A 26,815-nucleotide genomic window follows, 5' to 3' on the forward strand; every position below is an offset into this window, starting at 1 on the left:
ATGATTGACTCGCCACCACCCCAGCCTACCGTCCCGCCACCACCCCAAGGAGTCCCCACGTGGAGCGCCCAGTCGACGAATTTCGCTCCAGCACGCGCCGCTGGCTGCTCGGCAGCTTTGCCGGTTGGGGCACCCTCCTCACCTGTCTCGCCGGCATCGGCTTCGTCATCATCGGCGTCCGCTGGCTCAAGAACCGCAGCGCCAGCTACGAGATCACCGACCAGCGCCTGATCATCAAGCGCGGCATCCTGTTCAAGACGATCGACGAGATCGAACTCTACCGGATCAAGGACGTCCGCCTCGGCTATTCGCTGCTCAACCAGATGACCGACATCGGCACGATCATCCTCACCTCAAGCGACCGCACCACCAGCGGCGGCGAGTTCACGCTTCGCGATATCCCGATGGCACGCGACCGTCGCGAAGGGCTGCGCAAGCTCGTCGACCGCGCCCGCCAGCGCCGCGGCGTTCGCGAACTCGACGTGGATGACGCATACGCGCTGGATTAAGCGCGCTTTTGTCCCCACATGGCGGGCATGGCGCCCCCCTATCCCAAGCCCAAACCGCAACCCCAGATGATCCGGGTCGTCGACCTCGAGACGACCGGTTCGGCCCCGCCCGCGCACGGCGTCTGCGAGATCGGCTGGCAGGACGTCGCGCTCGGCGAGGACGGCCGCTGGGAGATCTACGGCGAAGGCGGCAGCCTGCTCGTCAATCCCGGCCGACTGATCCCGCCGGTGACGCAGGCGATCCACCACATCCTCGACGAGCATGTCGCCGACGCGCCGTATTGGCATGACTGCGCCCGCCAGGTGCTCGACCCGTGGCCACGCCGGCTCGCACTCGCCGCGCACCGCGCTGATTTTGAGCAGAAGTTCTGCACCCCCGCGCTCACTCGCGACGCGGAGTGGATCTGCACGTGGAAATGCGCGCTGCGGCTCTGGCCCGACTCGCCGAGCTTCTCGAACCAGGTGCTGCGCTATTGGCGCAAACCGCACGGCATGGAGCACGAGCGCGGCCTGCCTGCGCACCGCGCGTTCCCCGACGCCTACGTCACCGCTTTCCACCTCCGCGACATGCTGAACGAAGCGAGCCTTGCGCAGCTGCTCGAATGGTCGCGTGATCCGGGGCTCATCCCCCGTGTCCGCTATGGCCCCGATCGCGGCAAGGAATGGTCCGAGCTCGATCACGAGACGCTGATGGCGTTCATGACCGATCGCGATCCCGACATCCGCTTCACCGCCAACCACGAGATGGACCGGCGCAGCGGTGGCGGCCGCGTCGGCAAGGCGAGCGCGCAGGACCTGCTGCTCTAAATCAATATCGTTGCTCTGGCGGGCGCGGCAGTATCGCTGGCGTAACGACATCCGCCAGCCTACATCGCCCGTCCTATGGTTCGCGTACGCCTGAAACTGCCCTCTTCGGAAGGGCGAGTCGCACGTTGGCTGGTCGTGTTCATGACGCTGGGCTTCATCGCGCTGGCCGCTGCCGCGATCGCGATCGGCTGGATCACCGTCCGCAACCGCACCTATACCGCCGAGATCCTCCATACGCAGGACGTCCGCCAGGCGATCGCCACACTCCAGATCCAGATGGAGCAATCCGAGACGGCGCGGCGCGGCTACATCCTGGCCGGCAAGCCGCTGTTCGCCACCGCCTATGCGCGGAGCGCGGGCAACCTCGTGCCGTCGATCCGCAAGCTGCGCCATCTTACCCGCGACAATCCGCGGCAAGGTGCCCGCCTCGACCTGATCGAGCCGCGCTTCGTCCAGTTGCGCGCGCTCCGGACGCAATCGATGACCCTGGTCGCCTCGGGTCGAATCGCCGAGGCGCAGCGCCGGTTCGCGGTCGACGCCAGCGTCCCCTTGATGCGTGGCATCCGCTACCGCACCCAGGCAATGGCCGCCGACGAGGTCCGCCTGCTCGCGATCCGCACCGAGCGGCAGGAACGCACCAGTGCGCTGTTCCTCTCGGTCGCCGGCCTTGCCGCAGCACTGCTGCTGATCGTCGCGATCCTCGCGGTCCTGCTGATCCGCCGCTACACCGCCGACCTCGCCGCATCGCGCGACAGCCTGCGCACCCTCAACGAGACGCTTGAGGAACAGGTCGTGGAACGCACCGCCGACCTCAGCCGCGCGAACGAGGAAATCCAGCGCTTCGCCTATATCGTCAGCCACGATCTGCGCTCGCCCTTGGTCAACGTGATGGGCTTCACCGCCGAACTCGCGACCGCCGCAGGACCGCTCGCCGAACTGGTCGATCGCGCCGAAGCCGAAGCGCCGCACATCCTGACCGAAGACGCACGGTTAGCGGCGCGCGAAGACCTGCCCGAGGCGATCGGCTTCATCCGCACTTCGACGCAGAAGATGGACCGGCTGATCAACGCTATCCTCAAGCTCGCGCGCGAAGGCCGCCGGACGATCGCCCCCGAGCATATCGACCCTGCGCAACTGGTCGACACGATCGTCGGCGCGATGCAGCACATCGTCGACGATCGCGCCGCCGTGGTGCGCGTCGAGCGGCCGATGCCGGGAATCGTCACTGATCGCCTCGCGCTCGAACAGATCCTCTCGAACCTGATCGAGAACGCGACCAAGTATCTGAAGCCCGGCCGCCCCGGCGAGATCGTCGTCAAAGGCCATACCGAACGCGGGCGCGTGGTCCTGTCGGTGGTCGACAATGGCCGCGGCATCGATCCGCGCGATCACCAGCGCGTGTTCGACCTGTTCCGCCGCTCGGGCGCGCAGGACCAGCCAGGCGAAGGTATCGGACTCGCGCATGTCCGCGCCCTCGCCTATCGTCTCGGCGGCACGATCGACGTGCAGTCGACGCTCGGCGACGGCGCGACCTTCCGGCTCAACCTGCCGACCCACATGACCATCCAGGACGCAGCATGAACGATCACAAGACCGTCGGTATCGTGATGATCGAAGATGACGAGGGTCATGCCCGCCTCATCGAGAAGAACATCCGCCGCGCCGGGATCCTGAACGATATCCGTCACTTCACCGACGGCACCACCGCGCTCGACTTCCTGTTCAACGCCGCCGACGGCCCTGCGAAGAGTGGCCCGGCGATGATCCTGCTCGACTTGAACCTGCCCGACATGAGCGGCACCGACATCCTCGCCCGGATCAAGGCGGAGGGCAGCCCGCTCAAGCGCACGCCGGTCGTCGTGCTCACCACCACCGACGACAAGGTCGAGATCGAGCGCTGCTACGATCTCGGCTGCAACGTCTACATCACCAAGCCGGTCAACTATGAGAGTTTCGCGCAGGCGATCCGTCAGCTCGGGCTGTTCCTGTCGGTGATCCAGGTCCCCGAAGCCGAGTGAACGAAACGCGCGTCCTCTACATCGACGACGACGCTGGCATCCGGCGGCTGGCGGCGCGTGCCCTGGAGCGCCGCGGCTACCGGATGACGGTCGCCGAAACCGGGTCCGAAGGCGTCGTCAAGGCAGCGGCCGAGCGCTTCGATCTGATCGCGGTCGACCACTACATGCCCGGCATGGACGGCCTCGAAACCCTCGAAGCGCTCCGCCGCCTGCCCGATCCGCCCCCCGTGGTGTACGTCACCGGCTCCGAAGAAGGCCGCATAGCGGTCGCTGCGCTGAAGGCCGGTGCCGCCGATTATGTCGTAAAGACGGTCGGCGAAGACTTCTTCGACCTGCTCGCCGCCTCGTTCGAACAGGTGCGCGCCCGGGCGCTGCTGGAGCAAGAGAAGGCGTCCGCCGAAGCCGACCTCCGCGCCAGCAATGCGCGGCTCGAGGCGTTGCTCGGCGAGGTCAACCACCGCGTCGCCAACTCGCTGCAACTCGTTTCCGCAATGGTCCGCCTCCAGGCAACTGCGCTGACTGACCCTTCCGCACGCGAGGCGCTGGAGGATACGCAGCGCCGGATCCAGGCGATCGCACAGGTCCACCGCCGGCTCTACACCAGCAACGACGTCGAGAGCGTCGACATGCAGGAATATCTCGGCGCGCTGGTCGACGAACTCGCCGAGACGTGGTCGACCGAAGCGCTCCCCCGCGCCTTGAGCCTCGCCGCCGAGCCGATCCGCCTACCCACCGACCGCGCGGTGTCGCTCGGCGTGATCGTCACCGAACTCGTCACCAACGCGTGCAAATACGCCTATCCCAACAGCGGCGGCGAAGTCCGCGTGGCGCTCCGCCGGGTCGATGACGACGTCTTCCTTCTCGCGGTCGAGGATGATGGCTGCGGCATTCCCGAAGATGCCGTCCCGCGCGGCACGGGCCTCGGCACGAAGCTCATCCGCGCGATGGCGCAGAGCCTGCAGTCGATCGTCGAATACGACCCGACCCACACCGGCGTCCGCGCCACCCTCCGCGCGGCGGTGCGGTAGGCAGTCGTCCGTCATCCTGACGAAAGTCAGGATCCAGAGCCAAGCAGGACAGCGTTGCGTTACTCTGGATCCTGACTTTCGTCAGGATGACGGGGTTTTCTACGGGATCTCAGATCGCGCGCACCGCGGCGAGGATCATCCGCCCGGTCAACCGCGCCGTCTCATCCTCCGACAACCGCGGCCGCGACAGCGTACGGTGGCCCAGCCCGAACATGAAGGCGAGGATCAGCTCCTCCGCGCCCTCCAGTTCGTTCTCCTGCAAGTCCGGATTGGCGACGCACGCGAGTTCGCGGATCATCCGGCGGAAATCGCGGCACAGGTCGGCGATCGTGTCGGCGACGTCCGCGTTGCGATGCGCCTCCGCCATGATCTCGAACGACAGCGCCTCGTCACCCTTCGACAGGGCGCGCCGTGCGAGTTCGACGAACCCTTCCTCGATCGAGAATCGTTCCGATTTGACTGAGTCGTTCATTGTCTGCAGCTCGCCCATCTTGGCCGCTGCATCCTCCATCACGATCGCCTGGATCACCGCGTTCTTGCCGGTGAACAGGCGATAGATCTGGCCGACGGAAACGCCCGCCGCCACGGCCAGTTCGGACATCGGGGTTTGATGAAACCCTTGGGTCGCAAACAGATGACGGGCCGCGGCGACGATACGTTCCCGGCTCCCCATCTCATGCTGCACTGCACTCAAAATCATGTTCCCAACGCGTTTTTAGGTTGACCGGCCGCTCGCACAATCCTAGCGGGCAAGCAAGCGGAATGAACGTTCATTCCGGTGAACCTAATCTGCACGGACGTCGGGATGCTTAACATGCAGCAATTGAACCTCAAGGGATCGGTGGCGCTCTTCGCGCTCGCCCTGCTGTCGGCTTGCGGCAAGGAGCAGGCTCCGCCGCCTCCGCCCACACCGACCGTCGGCGTCGTCACGGTCGGCGAGGAAGCAGTCGTGCTCACCTCCGAGCTCCCCGGCCGTATCGCCGCGGTAGAAACCTCAGAGGTCCGTCCTCAGGTCAGCGGCGTGGTCCGCGATCGCCTGTTCACCGAGGGTGCGATGGTCAGCAAGGGCCAGGTGCTCTACGCGATCGAGGACGCCCCCTATCGCGCGGCGCTCGCCAGCGCGCAGGGCCAGCTCGGCGCGGCCCAGTCGCAGATCAACGCGACCCGGCTCCAAGCGCAACGATACGGCCAGCTCGTGCAGTTGAACGCGGTCAGCAAGCAGGAAGCAGACAACGCCACCGCCTCCGCCCAACAGGCTCGCGCGAATGTTGCAGCGCAGCAGGCAGCGGTCCAGTCGGCGCGCGTCAATCTGGGCTTCACGCGCATCAAGGCACCAATCTCGGGCCGCATCGGCCGGTCGCTCGTGACCGTCGGCGCGCTCGTCCAGACCGGCCAGACCGATCCGCTCGCGACGATCCAGCGCACCAACACCGTCTATGTCGACGTCGTCCAGTCCGCGGCGCAGCTGCTCGATCTCAAGCAGGCGATGGCGAGCGGCGGCGTAACCCGCGGCGACGGAAGCGCGCGCGTCCAGCTGATCCTCCCGAACGGCAGCACCTATCCGATCGAGGGTCGCCTGCAATTCTCCGAAGTCACGGTCGACCAGACCACCGGCGCGGTGACGTTGCGCGCGAGCTTCCCGAACCCCAACGGCTTGTTGCTGCCGGGCATGTACGTCCGTGCGAAGCTGGTCGAGGGCACGCGTCGCCAGGCGATCATGGCGCCGACCGCGGGCATCACGCGCGATCCGCGCGGCGGTGCGACCGCTCTGGTCGTCAATGCGCAGAACAAGGTCGAGCAGCGTAATGTCACCACCGATCGCGTGATCGGCGACAAGTGGATCGTCACCAGCGGCCTGAAGCCCGGCGACAAGCTGATCGTCGAAGGTCTGCTCAACCTGCGTCCTGGCGCGACCGTCAAGCCTGCCGCCCCGCAGCAGGTCGCCAAGCCCGCTGGCGGCGCACCCGGCGCTGCACCCGGAGGCGGCGACGCGTCCGGTGCGACCAGCAACAGTTCCGCGCAGGCCGGGAAGTAACCGCCCATGTCACGCTATTTCATCGATCGACCCATCTTCGCATGGGTCATCGCCATCATCCTGATGCTGGCCGGTATTCTCGCGATCCGGTCGCTGCCGATCGCGCAGTTCCCTGAGATCGCCGCCCCCAAGGTGACGGTCGCGACGTCCTATCCGGGCGCCGACGCGCAGACGCTCGAGAACACGACGACGCAGATCATCGAGCAGCAGATGAAGGGGATCGACAACCTTCGCTACTTCGCCTCGACGTCGGACGGCTCGGGCAACCTCGCGATCACGCTCACCTTCGAGCAGGGCACCGACCCCGACATCGCGCAGGTCCAGGTGCAGAACAAGCTGCAACAGGCGACTCCGCTCCTGCCGCAGGAAGTCCAGCAGGCCGGTCTGCGCGTGACCAAGGCGACCGCCAACTTCCTGCTCATCATCGCCGCCTATTCGGAAAATGGCGACCACGACCAGGTCGATCTCGGCGACATGATCGCCTCGAAGCTCCAGGATCCGCTCAGCCGCATCAAGGGTGTCGGCGACACGCAGGTGTTCGGCGCGCAATATTCGATGCGGATCTGGGTCGACCCGTTCAAGATGTCGAACCTCGGCGTCACCGTCACCGACATCACCTCCGCCCTGACCGCGCAGAACGCACAGGTCTCGGCCGGCCAGGTCGGCAGTCTGCCTGCGGTGAAGGGTCAGTCGCTCAACGCGACCGTGACCGCACAGTCGCGCCTCCAGACGCCGGAACAGTTCCGCGCGATCATCGTCCGCTCGGCGACCAGCGGCGCGACCGTGCGCCTGTCGGACGTCGCCCGCGTCGAGATGGGCTCGGAGAACTACAGCTTCCAGGCGCGCTATAACGGCAAGCAGGCGGCAGGCTTCGGCGTAAAGCTGGCACCGGGCGCCAACGCGCTCGATACCGTCAAGCTGGTCAAGGCCGAGGTCAACCGGATCGCCAAGCAGTTCCCGCCCGACGTCAAGGTCGCGTTCCCGATCGACAACTCGACGTTCGTGCGGCTGTCGGTCGAGCAGGTCATCCACACGCTGATCGAGGCGATCGTCCTCGTCTTCCTCGTGATGTTCCTGTTCCTCCAGAATTTCCGCGCCACGCTGATCCCGACGATAGCGGTCCCGGTCGTGTTGCTCGGCAGCCTCGCCGTGCTCCAGGTCGCGGGGTTCACGATCAACACGCTGACCTTGTTCGGCATGGTGCTGGCGATCGGCCTGCTCGTCGATGACGCGATCGTCGTCGTCGAGAACGTCGAGCGCCTGATCCAGGAGGAAGGGCTTTCCCCGAAGGAAGCCGCCAAGAAGTCGATGGACGAGATCAGCGGCGCGCTGGTCGGCATCGGCCTCGTGCTGTCGGCGGTGTTCCTGCCGATGGCGTTCTTCAGCGGCTCGACCGGCGTGATCTTCCGCCAGTTCTCGATCACCATCGTGTCGTCGATGGCGCTATCGGTGCTGGTCGCATTGATCCTGACGCCTGCGCTCTGCGCGACGATCCTGAAGCCCGCCAAGGAAGGCCATGGCGAGAAGAAGGGCTTCTTCGGCTGGTTCAACCGCACCTTCGACAAGGGCGTCGGCAAATACGGCAACGGCCTGCGCCGCGTCGAGAAGGGCTGGGTCCGCACGATGCTGGTCTATGTCGTGATCGTGGTCGCGATGGCCTTCATCTTCGTCCGCCTGCCATCGGGCTTCCTCCCCGAGGAAGACCAGGGCGTGATGTTCGCGCAGGTCTCGATGCCGTCGGGTACGCCGATGGAAGAGACCGCACGGACGATGGACAAGGTCCGCGATCACTTCATGATCGACGAGAAGGCCAACACCGCGGGCATCTTCACGATCAGCGGCTTCGGCTTCGTCGGCCAGGGCCAGAATGTCGGCATCGCCTTCATTCAGCTCAAGCCATGGGAAGATCGTAGCGGCAAGGAGAACGGCGTCGCCGCGGTTGCCGCCCGTGCCAACCAGGCGCTGGCAGGCATCCGGGCCGGCATGGTGATCGGCTTCGTGCCGCCCGCCGTGCAGGAACTCGGCAACGCCAACGGCTTCGACTTCATGCTGAAGGACAATGCCGGCGTCGGTCACGAGAAACTGCTCGAAGCGCGCAACATGCTGCTCGGCATGGCCAGCCAGGACAAGCGCCTGATGCAGGTCCGTCCGAACGGCCTGGAGGATGCGCCACAGCTGAAACTGAACGTTGACCAGGCGCAGGCCGGCGCGCTCGGCCTCAGCCAGCAAGACATCAACACCACCGTCAGCACCGCGTTCGGTGGCGCGTACATCAACGACTTCATCGACCGCGGTCGCGTGAAGAAGGTGTTCGTGCAGGCCGACGCACCGTTCCGCACGACGCCCGCCGATCTCGGCAACTTCTACGTCCGTGGCACGACCAGCAACGCGATGGCGCCGTTCTCGTCCTTCTCGACGACGAGCTGGAACTACGGTCCCTCACGCCTCGAACGCTATAACGGCGTAGCCTCGTTCGAGATCATGGGCTCGCCGGCGCCGGGCGTCAGCAGCGGCACCGCGATCAAGGCGATGGAGGAGATGGCGGCCAAGCTGCCACCCGGCATCGGCTATGAATGGACCGGCCTCAGCTACGAGGAAAACCTGTCGGGCGGCCAGTCGACCACGGTCTATGCGCTGTCGCTGCTAATCGTGTTCCTCTGCCTCGCGGCACTGTACGAGAGCTGGTCGATCCCGATCGCCGTCCTGCTGGTGGTGCCGCTCGGCGTCCTCGGCGCGGTCGGCGCGGCGATGATCTTCGGGCTGAACAACGACATCTACCTCCAGGTCGGGCTGATCACGACGATCGGTGTGGCGGCGAAGAACGCGATCCTGATCGTGGAGTTCGCCGAGGAGAAGATGGGCGACGGGATGAACGCGGCCGATGCCGCGGTCGAGGCGGCCAAGCTTCGCCTTCGCCCGATCCTGATGACGTCGTTCGCGTTCATCTTCGGCGTGCTGCCGCTCGCATTGTCGAGCGGTGCCGGCGCCGGCGGCCAGAACGCGATCGGCTGGGCGGTGGTCGGCGGCATGCTGTCCGCGACCGTCCTCGCGATCTTCTTCGTGCCGCTGTTCTTCCTGCTCGTGAAGCGCGTCTTCAAGCAGGACAAGGCCGGCTCGGGGCAGGACCGCGACCAGGTGCCCGACCACGACGGCAACCGTGACGACAACCGTGACGGCGGCCATCCGCCCCACGACCAGCGGCCGCAGGAGGCCTGATCCAGATGTTCTCGACCAAGATCTCCAGCCGCACCGCGCTCACGTTCGCTGCCGGGCTCACGCTCGCGGGGTGCAACCTCGCCCCTAAATACGTCCGCCCGGAGCTTCCCGTGGCGCCGAGCGGACCGACTGGACCCGCCTATGCGGCCGGCAACGCCGCGAACGCCATCGTGCCGGCGGACACCGCGTGGGAGGCGTTCTTCACGGACGACCGCCTGCGCGGCGTGATCCGCCTCGCGCTCGACAATAACCGCGACGTCCGCATCGCGGTCGCCAACGTCGCACAGGCGCGCGCGCAATACCGCGTCCAGCGTGCGGACCTGTTCCCGACGATCGGCGCAACCGGCAGTGCGACCTACCAGAAGTCGCCGTTCGGTGCGGTTGGCGGCGGCGTAGGCGGTGTCGGCGGCGGCACGGGCGGCGGCACTGGTGGCGTCGGTGGCGGTACCGGAACGGGTGGCGGCACCGGTGGTGGTACCGGCGGTGCGGGCACTGCCGTCACCGGCAGCGGGCGCGCCGACATCTATTCGGCCAATGTCGGGATCTCGGCTTGGGAAATCGATCTCTTTGGCCGCATCCGCAACCTGACGCAGGCGCAGCAGGAAGCGTATTTCGCCGCAGAAGAGAACCGCAACGCAGCCCAGGTGTCGCTCATCTCGGAGACTGCGACCGCGTGGCTGACGATGGCCGCGGACCAGGACCGCCTCAAGATCGCGCAGGATACCGAGCGCGCGTTCGGCCAGACGCTGAAGCTTACGCAGGATCGCTTCCGGATCGGCATCGCCTCCGAACTCGAAGTGCGTCAGGCGCGCACCACCTATGATCAGGCGCGCTCGGACATTGCCGACGCGACCACGCTAATCGCGCAGGACCAGAACGCGCTGAACCTGCTCGCCGGGACGACCGTGACGCAGGATCTGCTGCCCGCGCGGATGCCGGACAAGACGCCGACGCTGGAGAATCTGCCCGCCAACCTGTCGTCGGAGGTGCTGTTGCGCCGTCCGGACGTTGCAGCGGCCGAGCACAATTTGATCGCCGCCAACGCGAATATCGGCGCGGCACGCGCGGCGTTCTTCCCGAACATCTCGCTGACCGCGGCGTTCGGTACGCTCAGCCTCGGCCTGTCGAACCTGTTCGGCAGCGGCAGCCAGCAATGGTCGGTCGCGCCGACGATCACGCAGCCGATCTTCGATTTCGGCCGCAACAAGGGCAACCTGCAATACGCCAAGGCAACGCGCGACGCGATGCTGGCGACGTACGAGAAGAGCATCCAGACCGGCTTCCGTGAAGTCGCAGATGCGCTGGCACGTCGCGGCACGATCAACAGCCAGTTGGAGGCTCAGACGTCGCTGCGGGACAATGCGGCGGGCGCGTATAACCTGTCGCAGCTCCGCTTCCGCGCCGGGATCGACCCGTTCCTCAACACGCTCGATTCGCAGCGCGCACTCTACACCGCCCAGCAGAGCCTGCTGGCGACGCGCCTCGTCCGCGACAGCAACGCGGTCGAACTCTACCGCTCGCTCGGCGGTGGCCTGAAGTAAGGCCCGCCCCTTCGTCATCCTGACGAAAGTCAGGATCCAGAGCCGCTGACGACGCCGTTCGTGGCTCTGGATCCTGGGTCGAGCCCAGGATGACGGACTGGCTAGTTCGCCGGCTCGGACAACGGCGCGAACCGCGCGACCTGTCGCCCGACCAGACGCAACTGCTCGAGCACCGCAGGATCGCTCGCCCCGCCCTCATCGTCGAACTTCGTCACCTGCGTGTTGATCGCGGCGGCAAACGGCGTCGGCCACCCGCGCAACGCATGGACGATCGAGCGCAACGCCGCGATCGTGCTCCCCGTCGCCTGCCAGCCGTACGCCGTGGCGATCAGTCCGACCGGCATGTCCGCCAGATATGGGCGTTCGTCGCGCGACGTCTCCTCCAGCAGGTCGAGCGCGTTCTTGACCACGCCCGAGATGCTGCCGTGATAGCCCGGGCTTGCGATGATCACCGCCGATGCACCACGTACGGCTTCCACGAACGCCTGCTCGTCCGCTGTCCGCGTGGTCGCCTTCGGATCGTACAGCGGCAGCCGCGCCATGTCGGCGCCGCCGAACATCTGCGTGCGATACCCTTGCTTCTCGACCGCATCGAGCGCGATCCGCAGTGCACGCTCGGTCGACGAGACGCCGCCGATCGTGCCGCCGATGCCAACGACCAGCGGCAGAACGGCGGGAAGAGTGTCGGAAGCGGCCACGGTTTTATCCTGTTCGAACGTCATGCGATGCTCTTTCCCGTTTCGTCGCGCGATGACAACAGCTTCGGTCGGTTCTCGTCACGCGGACGTCGTGCCGCTGTCGCTAAGCCCCTGTACACGTTAAGCATGCGCAGGAACGGACGGCGTAAGCACAGACTTGCCCGAGCTGTCATAGAACGATAATACACCTGACGTCCGCCGCTTGGCCGACCCGCTGGAACGACCGATGCGCCCCGATCCCTTCGACACCAACCGTTCCGGCTCCACCGGCGATCGCGAGCCCTACGCCTATGAGCGCGAGCGTCTGATCACCGAACGCGAACGCCTGCGCCAGAAATACGAAGCGGAGCGGGACGGCGAAGATTCGGCCCCGTATGATCGCGACTTCGGCGCGGCCTACGCACCCCCCAGCGCGCCACGACGCAAGCGCCCGATCGGTCGCTGGATCCTGCGCGGAGCGGGGATCGGCATCGTCCTGCTGGTGATCGCGGTCATCTGGCTTGCGATCACCGCGCCGCTGTCGAAGTCGCTCCAGCCGCCAACCCCGCCCTCGATCACACTGACCGCGGACGATGGCACGCCGATCGCACGGCGTGGTGCGATCATCGGCAAGTCGGTCGATGCCTCGAAACTCCCGCCGCACGTCACGCAGGCGTTCCTGGCGATCGAGGACCGGCGCTTCTATTCGCACTGGGGCGTCGACCCGCGCGGCATCGCGCGCGCGGCATGGGCAAACATGGGCTCGGGCGGCGTCCGCCAGGGCGGCTCGACGATCACGCAGCAGCTCGCGAAGAACGCCTTCCTCGATTCGGATCGCACGGCGACGCGCAAAATCCGCGAGGCGATGATCGCGTTCTGGCTCGAGGCATGGCTGTCGAAGAACGAGATCCTCTCGCGCTATCTGTCGAACGTCTATTTCGGCGACAACACCTACGGGATCAGCGCGGCCGCCAAGCATTATTTCGGCCGCACGCCCGACAAGCTCAACGTCGGCCAGGCCGCGATGCTAGCCGGGCTGGTCAAGGCGCCATCGCGCCTCGCCCCCACGTCGAACCTCGAAGGCGCGCGCAAGCGGGAGGCCGTCGTGGTCGGCGCGATGGTCGACGCGGGCTTCCTCACCAAGGCGGAGGGCGACGCGGTCCAGCCGCAGCGCGTGCTCGGCAGCCGCCCGTCGCAGCTCCCCAACGGCACCTATTTCGCCGACTGGATCCTCCCCGAAGCGCGCGACCAAGCCGGCGAAATCAAGACGGAAGCAACCGTCCAAACGACGCTCGATCCGCGCTTGCAACGCGCCGCCGAACGCACCGTCGCGCGCGCCGGGCTTCGGCAGGCGCAGGTCGCGCTGGTGGCGATGCGCCCCGATGGCCGCGTCGTCGCGATGATCGGCGGCAAGAACTACGCGAAAAGCCCGTTCAACCGCGCGACGCAGGCGCGGCGCCAGCCCGGCTCGACCTTCAAGCTGTTCGTCTACCTCGCCGCGATGCGCCAGGGCCTCACCCCCGATTCGACGATCGAGGACCGCCCGGTGACGATCGGCGACTGGACGCCAAAGAACAGCGACGGCCGCTATCAGGGGACGATCACGCTGCGCCAAGCGTTCGCGCGCTCGTCCAACGTCGCTGCGGCCCGGCTGACGCAACAGGTCGGCGTGAAGGCGGTGATCAAGGCGGCCCGCGACCTCGGCATCTCGACGCCGATCCCCAGCGAGGCGACGATCGGCCTCGGCACCTCGACCGTGTCGCTGCTCGAACTGACCGCCGCCTATGCCGCGATCGCGCGCGAGCAATATCCGGTCCAGCCGCGCGGGCTCGCCGACGTGCGCGAGAAGGGCTGGTACCAATCGCTGACCGGCGGCGCGACCGAGATGCCGAGCAAGATCCACGACGAGATGCTCGACCTGCTGGCGGCCTCGATCCGCACCGGTACCGGGCGTGGCGCGAACCTGACGGTCGACGCGTTTGGCAAGACCGGCACGACGTCGGACAACAAGGACGCGCTGTTCGTCGGCTTCGCGCGCGATCTGGTGGTCGGCGTATGGGTCGGCAACGATGACAATTCGTCGAACCCCGGCCTGTCGGGCGGCGGTATCCCCGCGCGGATCTGGCGCGACTTCATGCAGAGCGCGCTGGGGATCGCACCGATCGCCGCGCCTCCTCCCGCGGTCGAGGAAGTCGATCCGGATGCGTTGCCGGCGGACGAGCAGGACAATTCCATTCTGCCGCTAGGCGGGGAGATCGAAGGAATGGGCTTCAACCTGAAGATGGGTGAGGACGGCACCATCTCAGTCGGCCCCTCCCGCCGCGACCGCCAGGAAGGCCCGCCCCCCCGCGACGATCGCCGACCGCCGGAGGAAGAACAGGGGCCCGACGAGGGGCAGTAGTTCGCTATCGACGACACCCGCTCGGTCAGCACCACCTCAGCGATTAGGCACTACCCCGGCCATCAGGCACCACCCCGGCGGAGGCCGGGGCCCAATTGGAAAGGTCGCGGTAACGACGCGCAGCCTTCGCCACCTACCGCCCCCAAATTGGGCCCCGGCCTTCGCCGGGGTGGAAGAGCAGCTTTGATCTTCACCTGAGCCGATGCCCCCCCGTTGACGCCACCACCGCATCGCAGCATGTCTCACGCATGCGCTTCTTCTCCGACAATGCCGCCACGATCCACCCGCAGGTCATGGCCGCGATCGCCGCCGCCGACACGCTCGACACCGCCTATGCCGGCGACGCGTGGAGCCAGCAGCTCGACGGCCGCCTGTCCGCGCTGTTCGAAACCGACGTCGCCGTCCTCTGGGTCCCCACCGGCACCGCCGCCAACTGCCTCGCGCTCGCAGCACTCTGCCCGCCCCACGGCGGCATCGTCTGCCACCGCGACGCGCACATCCAAAACGACGAGGGCGGCGCGCCCGAATTCTACACGCACGGCGCCAAGCTGTTCCTCGCCAACGGCGACGGCGCAAAGCTTACCCCCGACACCATCCGCAGCGTCCTCGACGCGATCCCCGACGACGTCCACCGCGTCCAGCCGCACGCGATCTCGATCACCAACGCCACCGAATATGGCCGCGTCTACCAGCCTCATGAGGTCGCGGAGATCGGCGCGCTGGCGAAGGCGCACGGGCTCGGCTTCCACATGGACGGCGCGCGCTTCGCCAACGCGATGGCGCGCGTCGGCTGCTCCCCCGCCGAGATGACGTGGCGCGCCGGCGTCGACGCGCTGAGCTTCGGCTTCGTCAAGAACGGCGCGATGAGTGCGGAGGCGCTGGTCTTCTTCAAGCCCGACCTCGCCGCCGTCACGCAATATCGCCGCAAACGCGCAGGCCTGCTGCTGTCGAAAGGGCGGTATCTCTCCGCGCAGATCCTCGCGATGCTCGACGACGACCTCTGGCTCGCCAACGCCAAGGCCGCCAACGACGGCGCGACGAAGCTCGCCGCCGCTGCAGGCGACCGCCTCGTCCACCCGGTCGAGGCGAACGAAGTGTTCCTCCGCGCCACGCCGGAAGAAGCCGCAGCCCTCCGCGCAAAAGGCTTCGACTTCTACGACTGGGCCGCTGGCGAAATCCGCCTCGTCACCGCATGGGACAGCCCTGCGGACGCAATCGGCCTGCTCGCCGACGCCCTCCGCGAGCTGTGACCGGCCCAACCGATCCTCCCCAGTCGACCCGCGCGGCCGTACTGATCCCGTTCGGCATCGTCACGCTGATCTGGGGCTCGACCTGGCTCGTCATCCGCGACCAGATCGCGGTGGTGCCGCCGAGCTGGTCGATCAGCTACCGCTTCCTCGTCGCCGGCATCGCGATGGCGATCTACGCCAGCATCAAGCGCGAGAGCTTCAGGTTCGACGCGCGCGGCTACGCGTTCGCGGCGGTGATCGGCGTGGCGCTGTTCACGTTCAACTTCAACTTCGTCTACCGCGCCGAACATTACGTCACTTCGGGGCTCGTCGCGGTGGTGTTCGCGCTGCTGCTCGTCCCCAACGCGATCTTCGGCCGCATCTTCCTCAAGCAGCGCCTCGGGCGGCAGCTGATGGTCGGGTGCGCGGTGGCGATGGCGGGGGTCGCCCTGCTGTTCGTCAACGAAGCGCGGGTCGATCCGCACGGACCGCGCTCGGCGACGATCGGCATCGTCCTGACGCTGTGCGGCGTGATGGCCGCCTCGGTCGCCAACGTCATCCAAGGCAGTGCGTTCGCCAAACGCTATCCGATGGCACCGACGCTGGCGATGGCAATGCTGATCGGCGCGAGCCTCGACGCGGCGTTCGCCTGGATCACCACCGGGCCGCCGGTGTTCGAGCCGCGGTTCGGCTATGTCGCGGGCATCCTCTATCTCGGCGTGTTTGCCTCCGCACTCGCCTTCCCGCTCTATTTCAACGTCATCCGCGCGATCGGCCCGGCCAAGGCGGCCTATTCGGGCGTGATCGTACCGGTGATCGCGATGCTGCTATCGACGATCTTCGAGCGCTATCACTGGTCGACGCTGGCCGTCGCCGGCGCTGTGCTGTCCGGCATCGGCCTAGTCATCGCACTCAGCGCACGCAGGCCGGCACGGTAGTCGGGCCAGGCAGGCGTCCAGCCAAGCACGCGCTTGGCCTTGCCGTTAGCGACCCGCCGAGTCTCGTTATAAAAGCCGCGCCCCATCGCCGACAACTCCCCGAGCGTCACGAACGGCGGCGCGGGCATCCCGAGCAGCATCGCCGCGAACGCCACGACATCGTTCTGCGACGCGGGCACGTCGTCCGCGAGGTTGTACGCCCCCGCCGGCGCATCGAACCCGGCGATCACGCCCGAGACGATGTCGTCGACATGCGCGCGGCTGAACACCTGGCCGGGTTGCTCGATCCGGTGCGCCTTCCCCTGCCGCACCCGGTCGAGCGGCGAGCGGCCCGGACCATAGATTCCCGGCAGGCGGAACGTCCGCGCACCGATCGCGAGCCAGTCCGAGTCCGCCGCCGCGCGCGCGCTCCGACGACCGCCACCGATCGGCGCCGTCTCGTCCACCCACGCGCCCTGCGCATCGCCGTACACGCCCGTCGACGACAGATACCCGATCCACGCCCGCGTCCGAAGCAACAGCGAACCGTAGCGCCCGAGCACGGGGTCCGCCTCATGCTCGGGCGGCACCGACGACAGGATATGCGTCGCCGCCGCGACCTCCGCCGTCACCGCATCCGTATCGTCGAACCGGAGCGTATCACCCCGCCCATCCCGCGTCGTGCCGACGACATGCCAGCCATCGGCCGCGAGCCGCTCGGCAAGCCGCGACGCGGTGTAGCCGAGACCAAGGACTAGCAGCCGGCTCATGGCGCCACCGCCGCGCCAGCCATCGGCCCCTTGTACAACGTCCCGAAGTAATCGCCGGCATTCCACACCGGCCGCTGCGCCCCGTCGGCGATCTCGCGCGCGATCCGGTAGTTCGCATCGACGAACCGCACGCCCTGATCCCACAGGATCGGCTGCGTCAGATCGTCCGAAGGCTTGTGATAATTGTTCGCCATGAAATACGCGACCGCCGCCTTGCCCGGCCCCTTCTGACCCGGCCACAGGAATACCGACGGGATCCCCTTCTGGACGAAGCGGAAGTGATCCGAGCGGACGAAGATGCCCTCCTCCGGCATCGGATCGGGCGACAGGCCGACGCCGATCGCCGCCACCGCCTTCTGAACGATCGGCCCGATGGTGGAACGCTCGGCACCGAACACCACCATGTCCTCGAACTTGTACGTCAGGATCGGCATGTCGAGGTTCACGTCGGCGACGATCGAGGTCAGCGGCACGGTCGGGTGGTTGGTGAAGTAATCGGACCCGACCAAGCCCTTCTCCTCGCCGGTGACCGCCAGGAACATGATGGTGCGCTTCGGCGCCTGCCCGCTGGCATTGAAGCGCTTGGCCTCCTCGATCAGGCTGGCGATGCCGATCGCGTTGTCGAGCGCGCCGTTGTTGAGCGCGTCGCCCTTCACTGGCTTGGTGATGCCGATGTGATCGAGATGCGCCGACAGCACGACGACCTCCTTGCCGACCACCGGATCGCTGCCGGGGATCACGCCGACGACGTTGCTGCTCGCCGCGGGCACGAAGCTCGTCTTGGTCGCGACGGTCAGCGTACCGACCAGCGGCACCGCCTTGAACTTGGCGTTGTCGCGGTCCGCCTGCTTCACGATCCGGCTCCACGGCGTCTTCGCACCCGCGAACAGCTTGGCCGCGCCGGCCATGCTGACCGTCCCGAGCGACGGCGCGCCGGGCGCATCGACCTTGCCGGTGCCGTCGGGATTCGCCCACGTCATCCGCGGCGTCGCATAAAACTCCGCCATCTTGCCGAACGTCCGCACCTTGGCCGAGCGCGGGCTTTCCAGCGTAATCACGCCAACCGCTCCCTTGGCCTGCGCGATCGCCGCCTTGGTGCCGCCCGAGCCGAAGAACGCGCGCTCCTCACCGCCGAACCGCGCGGGCGAGCCACCAAAATACGCGACGATCTTGCCGCGGACGTCGACGCCCTTGTAATCGTCCTGGCCATATTGCGGCGCGTCGATGCCGTAGCCGACGAACACGACGGGCGCCGAAACGCTGGTCTCCGCCTTCGCGCCGTTCGCGGCGGGCACATAATCCTCACCGAACACGAGCGGCTGCGCAGGCCCGCGACCGGTCCAGACGAAATCGCCCTTGCCCGCCGCCTTGTACGACACCAGCGGCACGGTCTGGAGATACCCGCCCTGATCGCCACCGGGACGAAGCCCCGCCGCATAGAATTGCGCGGCGACATATTGCGCGGCGATGTCGAACTCGGGGCTGCCGGCCTCGCGACCCTTCATCGCATCCGACGCGAGAAACAGCACATGCGCCTTCATCGCCGCCTGATCCGCGGGCAGCGGCGCGGCGAGCTTCGCGTTCAACTCGGCGGTATTCGGGGCGGTCACCGGAGCCGGCGCGGGGGCAGCTTGGGGCGCAGTCTGAGCAAGGGCAGAGGTAGAAAGCGCGAGCAACGCGAGCGCGCCGATAGGACGATACATCCGGAAATCCTTGCAAAGGGAACGTGTTGCAGCGGCGTAGCATCCACCGTCCCCCGCGCAAGCTTTGGCTGGCGATAGGCGGGCGCGGCCCTATATTCGCAACCATATGCTCGATATCCAGAACAGTCTCGCCCACCCGCTCGTCATTCGCCGCGAGGACTATACCCCGCCCGAGTGGCTGGTCCCCGAGACGAAACTGGATTTCGACCTCGATCCCTCCACCACCCGCGTAACGGCAACACTGTCGGTGACGCGCAACGGCGATCACGCCGCACCGCTCCGGCTCAACGGCGCGGGCCAGAAGCCGCTTTCGGTCACGATCGACGGCGTGGCGATCAACGACTGGCGGATCGACGGCGAACAGCTCGTCATCCCGCTCACCGGCGTCGCGCATGTCATCGAGACTCAGGTCGAGATCGCCCCCGATCGCAACACGCAGTTGATGGGGCTCTACGCGTCGGGTGGCAATCTCTGCACGCAGTGCGAGGCGGAGGGCTTCCGCCGCATCACCTATTTCCCCGACCGCCCCGACGTGCTCAGCGTCTATTCGGTCCGGATGACCGCCGACAGGAAGCACTTCCCCGTGCTGCTCGCGAACGGCGATCCGGTCGCGCAGGGCGATCTCGACGACGGCCGCCACTGGGCGACTTGGCACGACCCTTTCCCGAAACCCTCCTACCTGTTCGCACTGGTCGCCGGCGATCTCGCGGTGAACCGCAGCAGCTTCACGACGATGTCGGGGCGCGAGGTATCGCTCGGCATCTGGGTGCGCGAGGCCGACCTGCCGAAGACCGACCACGCGTTGAAGGCGCTCGAACTCGCGATGGCGTGGGACGAGACGACCTATGGCCGCGAGTATGATCTCGACGTGTTCAACATCGTCGCGGTCGACGACTTCAACTTCGGCGCGATGGAGAACAAGGGCCTCAACATCTTCAACTCGCGCTACATCCTGGCCGACCCGGATACCGCGACCGATTACGACTATGACGCGATCGCCGCGGTCGTCGCGCACGAATATTTCCACAATTGGTCGGGCAACCGGATCACCTGCCGCGACTGGTTCCAGCTTTCGTTGAAGGAAGGCTTCACGGTCTATCGCGACCAGGGCTTCTCCGCCGACCAGGGCTCGCGCGCGGTCAAGCGCATCGAGGACGTCCGCGGCCTGCGCGCGTCGCAATTCCCCGAGGATTCCGGCCCGCTCGCGCATCCCGTGCGGCCTGAATCCTACCAGGAGATCTCGAACTTCTACACAGCGACGATCTACAACAAGGGCGCCGAGCTGATCCGGATGATGGCCGCGATCCTCGGACCGAAGGGCTTCCGCGCCGGCACCGACCTGTATTTCGACCGGTACGACGGCACGGCCGCGACCTGCGAGGATTTCGTCACCTCGATGGAGGAAGGCGGCAAGGTCGACCTCACACAGTTCCGCCTCTGGTACTCGCAGGCGGGCACGCCTCGCGTCTCGGCGAGCCTATCGCATGAGGGCGACCGCGCGACGCTGCGGCTCGCGCAGCGGGTACCCGCGACGCCCGGCCAGCCGGCGAAGTCGCCGATGGTGCTGCCGTTGCGGGTGAAGCTGTTCGGTGCCGAGTCGGGCGCCGCGCTGACCGACGACCGCCTCGTCCTGTTCGACGACACGCTCGACACGATCGCGTTCGAAGGCCTGGCCGAGCGCCCGGTGCTGTCGATCAACCGCGGCTTCTCCGCCCCCGTGGTGGTCGAGAGCGACCGCACCGCCGCCGACCTCGCCTTCCTCAGCGCGCACGACGACGATCCGTTCGCGCGCTACGAGGCGATGCAGCAGTTGATGCTCGATACGTTGGTCGCCTCGGCGGGCGGACATGCGGATCACGCGGCCGTGATCGCCGCGGTGGCGAACACGCTCGCCAATACCGATCTCGATCTCGCCTTCGTCGCTGAGGCGGTGTTGCTGCCGTCGGAGAGCTTCATCGGCGACCAGATGGCCGTCGTCGATCCCGACGCGATCTTCCGCGCGCGCGAAGCGCTGCGCCGCGATCTCGGCACGCGGCTGGAGGCGCAATGGCGGCAGGCGTATGCGCGGGGTAAGGGCCAGTCCTACGCCTATACGCCGGAGGGCAAGGGCCTGCGTCGCCTGCGAACCGTCGCACTCGGCTATATCGCGGCAAGCGGCGCGGCGGATGCGGCGGACCTCGCGTTCGCGCAGTTCGATTCGGCGGACAACATGACCGACCGGATGGGCGCGCTGACGACGCTGGTCAGCAGCACGTCCGAGATCCGCACCACCGCGCTCGACATCTTCTACAGCCAATATTGCGACAACCCGCTGGTGCTCGACAAGTGGTTCCAGGCTCAAGCGCAGTCGTCGCGCGACGATACCGGTGCGATCGTCGCAGGGCTCGCCGAGCATGCCGACTTCACCCTGACCAACCCCAACCGCGCGCGATCGCTGATCGGTGCGTTCGGCGCGAACCAGCGGGCGTTCAATAACGCCGACGGGAGCGGCTATCGGTTCCTCGCGGACCAGCTGATCGCCCTGGACCGGTTGAACCCACAGACGGCGGCGAAGCTTCTCCCGCCGCTGGGTCGGTGGCGCCGGTTCGATGCGGCGCGGGCGGGGCTGATGCGCGCGGAACTAGAGCGGATCGTGCGGACGCCAGGACTTTCGAAGGACCTGTTCGAACAGGCGTCCAAGAGCCTCGAAGGCTGAACCTGATCCTCCCCCGCAAGGGGGAGGTGTCTGGCCCTTGCCAGACGGAGGGGGAGGAAAGCGACTACCGCTGTTGCGGCGTCCTCCCCCTCCGTCGCCTTCGGCGCCACCTCCCCCTTGCGGGGGAGGATTACGGAATTGCACAGCTCCTACCGGCGACCCGCAAAGAACTCCCGCAGGATCATCGCCGCCTCGGTCTCCGCAATTCCCCCATAAACCTCGGGCCGATGATGGCATGTCGGCTGACCAAAGAACCGCGGGCCATGCTCGACCGCTCCGCCCTTGGCATCCGCCGCCCCATAATAGAGCCGTGCGATCCGGGCATGCGCGATTGCGCCGGCGCACATCGCGCAAGGCTCAAGCGTCACCCAAAGATCGCAACCCTCGAGGCGGTCACTCCCCAGAACCAAAGCAGCAGCGCGAATCGCCTGGATCTCGGCATGCGCAGTCGGATCGCACAACGCCCGCGGCGCATTCGCCCCCGTCGCGATAATCACGCCGTCCCTAACGACAACGGCGCCGACCGGGACTTCCCCAGCCAGCGCCGCATCGCGTGCCGCGTCGAGCGCGCGGCGCATAGGGTCGGGGACGGGGAACATGGCCTCAGGCCCTGCCCCGCCGCTCGCCCCACGTAAACACCCGCGTAAAGATCAGTTCGGCGCCTGGCTGTTGCCCGGCTTCTCGACGTTGATCGTCGGCACCGCCACGGTCTTGTTCTCGGTGCCGAGCGTGACCTTGGCGACGTCGGCCTGGAACTTCGGCGCCTGGACGACGCCCTGACGGGTCTGGTCGATGTTGATGATCCCGAAATACATCAGGCCGACCACGACCAGCACGATGATCGCGACGAGAGACAAAAGCGTACGCATGGGACATCCCCTTTTATTGAACAGTTCGATAGCGTAACAACGTCGTCGATCGCCGTGGGTTGCACAATGCCCATTGCGGACAACCGCGGCCACGTTTCGCGTGAATCGGTTGACGAAAGCCGGCGTGCCAGCTATCCGCGCGCCTTTCCGGGGTTCCTCCCGACACTTGAATAGGTAATCACATGTCGCGCATCTGCGAACTGACCGGCAAGGGCCGGATGGTCGGGAACAACGTCTCCCACGCCAACAACAAGACCAAGCGCACGTTCCTCCCGAACCTGCAGAACGTCACGCTGCTTTCCGATTCGCTCGAGAAGGGCGTCAAGCTGCGCGTCTCGACGCACGGCCTGCGCACCGTCGAGCATAACGGTGGCCTCGACAACTGGCTGGTGAAGGTCTCGGACGACAAGCTGTCGCTCCGCGTTCGTCGCCTGAAGCGCGAAGTCGTCAAGAAGATCGCAGCCTCGGCAGTCGCCGCCTAACAGCGACGTCGTATTGCGATCACCGCGGCCCGCCCTGCACCTAGCAGGGCGGGCCGTCGGCGTTTGTGGAGTCAGCGATCCAGCCTGAACTTCAGCAGCAGCGTGCGCTGGAGAAACATCTGGTTGTCGTCCGACACGATCCACACGATCGTCGCGCCGTTCTCGACCGTCGTGTCGATCCCCTCGAAATTGTCGTGGATCAGCGGCGCATCGATCGTCGCGATCAAACGGCCACGTGCGATTCGCCCCGCCGCCACGTCACGCGCGGCAATCAGCGATATCCGATTGGACCATCGGAACGGCAGGCTGAACCCACGATCGAGCATGAGTAGGTCGCCATTCGGCAGCGCGGTGACGTCCGACGGGTCGTACCGCCCGAACGGCTCATACGCGAATCGCTCAGGCTCCCCCGCCCCCGTCGGATCGCCCGCGAAGATCAGCGCCTGCCGCGTGCGCAACCGCTCGCCTTCCGACCCGGACCAGTCCGGCCGACGCACATGCGCCTCCTCGCTGATCACGACAAATCGCCCGTCGGGCAGCCGCGCCATCGATTCGGCCCCGCCGTTCGCGGGCCATCTCCGCATCGCCTCGGGCGCCACCCGCGCCTCGTACCGCGCGAACCCCGTGGCATAGCGCCAGATTGAATTGCCATCCTCGAAGCCGACCCAGATATTCCCCGTTACCGGATCGATCGCCATCGATTCGCTGTCGCGGTCGCGTTTCTCCCAGCCGATACCCGGCCCCGCGGGGAGGTTCTCGAACGCGACCCGGTGCGGGAGCCAGTCGGCGCCCATGTCGAACTGGACGATGTTGCCGCCGTCGCTCAGCAGCGTGAAGCGGTTGCCAGTCGCGGCCGGCGCGACGTCGAGCGACGAGAATCCCCCGAACGCCGGATCCCGACTGTCGAGCGCCACGCCGCCCAGATAGGTAAGCCCGCCGACGCGGACGTGCCGCGGGTTGGTGCGGTCGAGCATTACGCGCGTCGCGGTCAGCTGCGCGCGCTTGCCGAGCAGGTCGAGCCGCGCCTCACCCGACCAGGCCGGCACGATCGCGCAGACGCTTACGGCGACGAACAGGACAGTGATCAGGCGCCGCATCGCGCCCCTCATAGGGCGTCCGGCGATCCGCGGAAGCATGAACAGCGGATAACGGAGGCATTCAGGCTCGGCTCAATGCGAATCACTCATAAGCGTCTCATCGAGGATGGAAGCACGGCCCCCGCCGCCGCCGAAATCCCCAACGGGAGACGCACGATGTTCAAGACTTTTACACTCGCCGCCAGTGCCCTCGCATTGGGTGCGACCGCCCTCGTTCCCGCTGCCGCCGATGCGCAGCGCTGGGGCTCGCGCTACGAGCGTGGCTACGATGGCTATCAGGGTGGCGGCTACCGCGACAATGGCTACGATCGTGGCTATCGGGGCGACGACCGGGGCTACCGCGAGTATCGCGGCAACGACCGCCGCTACAACTACCGCAGCCGTCGCGGATGCGACAACACCGGCGGCACGATCATCGGTGCCCTCGCCGGCGGCCTGCTAGGTCACACCATCGCCGGTCGTGGTGACCGGACGCTCGGCGCAGTCCTCGGTGCAGCCGGTGGTGGCCTGGCGGGCAACGCGATCGATAAGTCGGATAACCCTGGGTATTGCCGGCGGTAAGCCCGGCAAAGCCCGGGCCGGTGCTCGCCGCGAAAGCGGTCGAGCAACCGCCGGCACGGACGGCGGGCAGGCTCAGCCTGACCCGACCGACGACGGCTTTGCCGACGTCCCGCCCGTTCGAGCCATCCAACCAGTTTCCCAGTTCCCTCGCGTAGCGTATCGAGGGCGAGGGCCGGCTTCCCGTACGGGAGCCGGCCCTTTGTTCGTCTGCCGCCTAAGCGATCCGTTCAGGCACTTCCGCTGCATCCTCGGCAATCGCAGCCGCGGGCGCGACCGCCTCCCAGGGAAACACGAACCAGTCCTTGGTCACAGCCCGGTCGATCGTCCGCGCACAATACTCGATCCGCTCCGCCGAACTGACGTTATCGATCAGCATCGCGAACCGCACCGATCCCGCGACAGCACCCGCCGCCGCCAGCGCACCACGCAGGTGCGTGATGGTCCGCCCCGAATCATTGATGTCGTCGACGAACAGCAGCCGCTCGCCCTCTCGCGTCCGCGCGGCAAGCTTCACCAGCGGTTCGTCGGCAAAGTCCTTCACCTGGCTCGAATAATCGACCGACAGCGTCGGCAACCCGATCGCATGGCTGAGGAACACCGCCGGCACGAGCCCGCCACGGCCTATGCCGATGATGTAATCGGGTTTCCACGCGGTATCCTCGACGACCTTGGCGGCGAGGATGTGCACAGCAGCGACGAACTCGTGCTGACGGATAGGGGTAAAGATCGGCATTCTTCGACGCTACCGGCTAGCCGTTGCGAGAGCTAGACGTTCTCCTGCGAAAGCAGGAGCCCAGGGTTACGTGCACAGCGCTCGTGACCCTGGACTCCCGCGTTCGCGGGAGAACACTAATCAGATCGTCTCCAGCGCCTGCTCGAAATCGGCGATCAGATCATCCGGATCCTCCACCCCAATCGAGATCCGGACGAGGTTGTCCGTGATCCCCAGCGCCTGCTTCCGCGCATCCGGCACCGACAGATGCGTCATGCCAGCCGGATGGCTAGCCAGCGTCTCGGTCCCGCCCAGCGACACAGCCAGCTTGGCGATCTTCAACGCATCGAGGAACGCGAAGCTCTCACGCTCGCCACCCTTCAGATATAGCGAGAAGGTCGAGCCGCCGCCCGTGCAATGGCGCCGATAGATGTCTGCCTGACGCTCCATACCCGGCTCGTCCTCGAGGAAGCCCAGATATGCGACACGCTCCACCTTCGGATGATGCCGCAGGAAAGCACAGACCTTCGCGGCATTCTCGCCCGCGCGACTCATCCGCAGTTCGAGAGTCTCCAGTGACCGCAACAGCATCCACGCGGTGTTCGGATCGGTGATCGTCCCGATCGTGTTCCGCATCGTCCGGATCGTGTTGATGTGCTCCTTCGTGCCCAGCACGCCGCCCGCGACGAGATCCGAATGCCCGCCGACATATTTGGTCAGCGAGTACACCACGATATCCGCGCCATGCTTGAGCGGCTGGAACCACAGCGGCCCGAGGAACGTGTTGTCGATCGCGATCGGTGGCTTCTCACCCTTGAAGATCGCGTCACGGCTGGCCGCGACCGCCTCGACATCGACCAGCGCATTGGTCGGGTTCGCTGGGCTTTCCAAATAGATCAGCGCGACGTTGCCGGTCGCCGCCTCGGTCATCACCGCATCGATCTCTTCACGAGTCGCACCCGCCGGGAAGTCGAGCCACTTCACGCCGAACTTGCCGAGCACGCGGCCGATCAGCGTCTCGGTCGCCGCGTACAACGGCCCCGAATGGACGATCGTGTCGCCTGGCTTGACCATCGCCAGGAACAGGGTGGCGATCGCCGACATGCCCGACGAGAAGGCAAGCGCGTCCTCCGCCTCTTCCCAGACGCCGAGGCGATCCTCGAGGATCTCCTGGTTCGGCCCATTGAAGCGCGAATAGACGAGCCCCTCGGCCCCGCCCGGACGCTTGCCCGTAACGCCTTCGAAGTGACGCTTGCCCGCCGCCGCGTTGGGAAACACGAAGGTCGAGGTGAGGAAGATCGGCGGCTTCAGCGAGCCTTCCGACAGCGCGGGGTCGTAACCGTGGCCCATCATCAGCGTCGACGGCTTCAGTTTCCGCCCGCCGATCTTCTCGACCTCGGGCTTCGGTGCGACGCGCGCGGCTACGCCGGTCAGGTCCGCTTCGGTTTCGGCGGGGACTGCGCCGGCGTTTTCGGGGGTATCGGACATCAATGTGCTCCTGCGTGGCCCGTCTTGTGCGAGCCGATGTGCGGATCCTAAACGACCGGC

23 protein-coding genes are annotated in these 26,815 nt (G+C 66.7%); 14 read left to right on the top strand and 9 right to left on the bottom strand.

The window, feature by feature from the left end:
- Window positions 1–59: 59 nt before the first annotated feature.
- From O6X71_RS12670 to O6X71_RS12690, 5 genes are all read left to right on the top strand, one after another.
- On the top strand, window positions 60–509 hold the full coding sequence (locus O6X71_RS12670) for a PH domain-containing protein (RefSeq protein ID WP_353443267.1): 450 nt from the start codon (window positions 60–62) through the stop codon (window positions 507–509).
- A 27-nt stretch (window positions 510–536) separates the two neighbouring features.
- On the top strand, window positions 537–1,316 hold the full coding sequence (locus O6X71_RS12675) for an exonuclease domain-containing protein (protein WP_056066586.1): 780 nt from the start codon (window positions 537–539) through the stop codon (window positions 1,314–1,316).
- Window positions 1,317–1,391: 75 nt separating this feature from the next.
- Window positions 1,392–2,897 carry a sensor histidine kinase gene (locus O6X71_RS12680; protein ID WP_353466154.1) on the top strand — a complete coding sequence of 502 codons (1,506 nt, stop codon included), beginning with the start codon at window positions 1,392–1,394 and terminating at the stop codon, window positions 2,895–2,897.
- Window positions 2,894–3,334 (top strand): response regulator, encoded by a 441-nt coding sequence (locus O6X71_RS12685; RefSeq protein WP_056053360.1) that lies wholly within the window; start codon window positions 2,894–2,896, stop codon window positions 3,332–3,334. The genes O6X71_RS12680 and O6X71_RS12685 overlap by 4 nt, the downstream gene beginning before the upstream one ends.
- Complete coding sequence (locus tag O6X71_RS12690; protein ID WP_353466155.1) at window positions 3,331–4,362, top strand: sensor histidine kinase; 1,032 nt, start codon at window positions 3,331–3,333, stop codon at window positions 4,360–4,362. The genes O6X71_RS12685 and O6X71_RS12690 overlap by 4 nt, the downstream gene beginning before the upstream one ends.
- Window positions 4,363–4,471: 109 nt before the next feature.
- Here the strand turns inward: O6X71_RS12690 and O6X71_RS12695 are convergent, their stop codons facing one another.
- A complete protein-coding gene (locus tag O6X71_RS12695; protein ID WP_235518722.1) occupies window positions 4,472–4,963 on the bottom strand; it encodes a TetR family transcriptional regulator in 492 nt (163 codons plus the stop codon).
- A gap of 213 nt (window positions 4,964–5,176) precedes the next feature.
- Between O6X71_RS12695 and O6X71_RS12700 the strand changes: the two genes are divergently transcribed.
- The 3 genes from O6X71_RS12700 to O6X71_RS12710 are packed head-to-tail and all read left to right on the top strand — an operon-like array spanning window position 5,177 to window position 11,154.
- On the top strand, window positions 5,177–6,397 hold the full coding sequence (locus tag O6X71_RS12700; RefSeq protein ID WP_353466158.1) for an efflux RND transporter periplasmic adaptor subunit: 1,221 nt from the start codon (window positions 5,177–5,179) through the stop codon (window positions 6,395–6,397).
- 6 nt (window positions 6,398–6,403) lie between these two features.
- Window positions 6,404–9,613, top strand: a complete 3,210-nt coding sequence (locus O6X71_RS12705; RefSeq protein WP_353466160.1) for an efflux RND transporter permease subunit — start codon at window positions 6,404–6,406, stop codon at window positions 9,611–9,613.
- A gap of 5 nt (window positions 9,614–9,618) precedes the next feature.
- Window positions 9,619–11,154 (top strand): efflux transporter outer membrane subunit, encoded by a 1,536-nt coding sequence (locus O6X71_RS12710; RefSeq protein WP_353466161.1) that lies wholly within the window; start codon window positions 9,619–9,621, stop codon window positions 11,152–11,154.
- Between the two features lie 101 nt (window positions 11,155–11,255).
- Here O6X71_RS12710 and O6X71_RS12715 read toward each other — a convergent pair whose 3' ends face one another.
- A complete protein-coding gene (locus tag O6X71_RS12715; protein ID WP_243644306.1) occupies window positions 11,256–11,852 on the bottom strand; it encodes an NADPH-dependent FMN reductase in 597 nt (198 codons plus the stop codon).
- A 226-nt stretch (window positions 11,853–12,078) separates the two neighbouring features.
- Here O6X71_RS12715 and O6X71_RS12720 point away from each other — a divergent pair, with 226 nt between their 5' ends.
- The 3 genes from O6X71_RS12720 (at window position 12,079) to O6X71_RS12730 (ending at window position 16,399) form a co-directional block, all read left to right on the top strand.
- A complete protein-coding gene (locus O6X71_RS12720; RefSeq protein ID WP_353466162.1) occupies window positions 12,079–14,232 on the top strand; it encodes a transglycosylase domain-containing protein in 2,154 nt (717 codons plus the stop codon).
- Between the two features lie 248 nt (window positions 14,233–14,480).
- On the top strand, window positions 14,481–15,482 hold the full coding sequence (locus O6X71_RS12725; protein ID WP_353466163.1) for a threonine aldolase family protein: 1,002 nt from the start codon (window positions 14,481–14,483) through the stop codon (window positions 15,480–15,482).
- On the top strand, window positions 15,479–16,399 hold the full coding sequence (locus O6X71_RS12730; protein ID WP_353466164.1) for a DMT family transporter: 921 nt from the start codon (window positions 15,479–15,481) through the stop codon (window positions 16,397–16,399). The genes O6X71_RS12725 and O6X71_RS12730 overlap by 4 nt, the downstream gene beginning before the upstream one ends.
- On the opposite strand, the gene O6X71_RS12735 is transcribed toward O6X71_RS12730, so the two are convergent.
- On the bottom strand, window positions 16,312–17,148 hold the full coding sequence (locus tag O6X71_RS12735; RefSeq protein WP_353466165.1) for an NAD(P)-dependent oxidoreductase: 837 nt from the start codon (window positions 17,146–17,148) through the stop codon (window positions 16,312–16,314). The genes O6X71_RS12730 and O6X71_RS12735 overlap by 88 nt on opposite strands.
- The gene (locus O6X71_RS12740) at window positions 17,145–18,851 is read right to left on the bottom strand and encodes a M28 family metallopeptidase (RefSeq protein WP_353466166.1); all 1,707 of its coding nucleotides are present in this window, start codon (window positions 18,849–18,851) and stop codon (window positions 17,145–17,147) included. Before O6X71_RS12740 ends, O6X71_RS12735 begins: the two co-directional genes overlap by 4 nt.
- A 106-nt stretch (window positions 18,852–18,957) precedes the next feature.
- On the opposite strand from O6X71_RS12740, the gene pepN reads away from it, so the two are divergent.
- A complete protein-coding gene (gene pepN / locus O6X71_RS12745) occupies window positions 18,958–21,546 on the top strand; it encodes an aminopeptidase N (RefSeq protein WP_353466167.1) in 2,589 nt (862 codons plus the stop codon).
- Between the two features lie 149 nt (window positions 21,547–21,695).
- Here the strand turns inward: pepN and O6X71_RS12750 are convergent, their stop codons facing one another.
- On the bottom strand, window positions 21,696–22,124 hold the full coding sequence (locus O6X71_RS12750; protein ID WP_435368485.1) for a nucleoside deaminase: 429 nt from the start codon (window positions 22,122–22,124) through the stop codon (window positions 21,696–21,698).
- A gap of 72 nt (window positions 22,125–22,196) precedes the next feature.
- The gene (locus O6X71_RS12755; RefSeq protein ID WP_107964197.1) at window positions 22,197–22,415 is read right to left on the bottom strand and encodes a hypothetical protein; all 219 of its coding nucleotides are present in this window, start codon (window positions 22,413–22,415) and stop codon (window positions 22,197–22,199) included.
- Between the two features lie 182 nt (window positions 22,416–22,597).
- Between O6X71_RS12755 and rpmB the strand changes: the two genes are divergently transcribed.
- Complete coding sequence (rpmB, locus tag O6X71_RS12760; RefSeq protein ID WP_056053386.1) at window positions 22,598–22,897, top strand: 50S ribosomal protein L28; 300 nt, start codon at window positions 22,598–22,600, stop codon at window positions 22,895–22,897.
- 71 nt (window positions 22,898–22,968) lie between these two features.
- Here the strand turns inward: rpmB and O6X71_RS12765 are convergent, their stop codons facing one another.
- Complete coding sequence (locus tag O6X71_RS12765) at window positions 22,969–23,994, bottom strand: esterase-like activity of phytase family protein (protein ID WP_353466170.1); 1,026 nt, start codon at window positions 23,992–23,994, stop codon at window positions 22,969–22,971.
- Between the two features lie 156 nt (window positions 23,995–24,150).
- Between O6X71_RS12765 and O6X71_RS12770 the strand changes: the two genes are divergently transcribed.
- Window positions 24,151–24,555, top strand: a complete 405-nt coding sequence (locus O6X71_RS12770; RefSeq protein ID WP_353466171.1) for a glycine zipper 2TM domain-containing protein — start codon at window positions 24,151–24,153, stop codon at window positions 24,553–24,555.
- A 214-nt stretch (window positions 24,556–24,769) separates the two neighbouring features.
- On the opposite strand, the gene O6X71_RS12775 is transcribed toward O6X71_RS12770, so the two are convergent.
- Window positions 24,770–25,288, bottom strand: a complete 519-nt coding sequence (locus tag O6X71_RS12775; RefSeq protein WP_353466172.1) for a phosphoribosyltransferase — start codon at window positions 25,286–25,288, stop codon at window positions 24,770–24,772.
- 120 nt (window positions 25,289–25,408) lie between these two features.
- Window positions 25,409–26,755, bottom strand: a complete 1,347-nt coding sequence (locus tag O6X71_RS12780; protein WP_353466173.1) for a cystathionine gamma-synthase family protein — start codon at window positions 26,753–26,755, stop codon at window positions 25,409–25,411.
- Window positions 26,756–26,815: the final 60 nt, after the last annotated feature.

The organism is Sphingomonas faeni, from assembly GCF_040407505.1.
Classification (GTDB): Bacteria; Pseudomonadota; Alphaproteobacteria; order Sphingomonadales; family Sphingomonadaceae; genus Sphingomonas; species Sphingomonas faeni_E.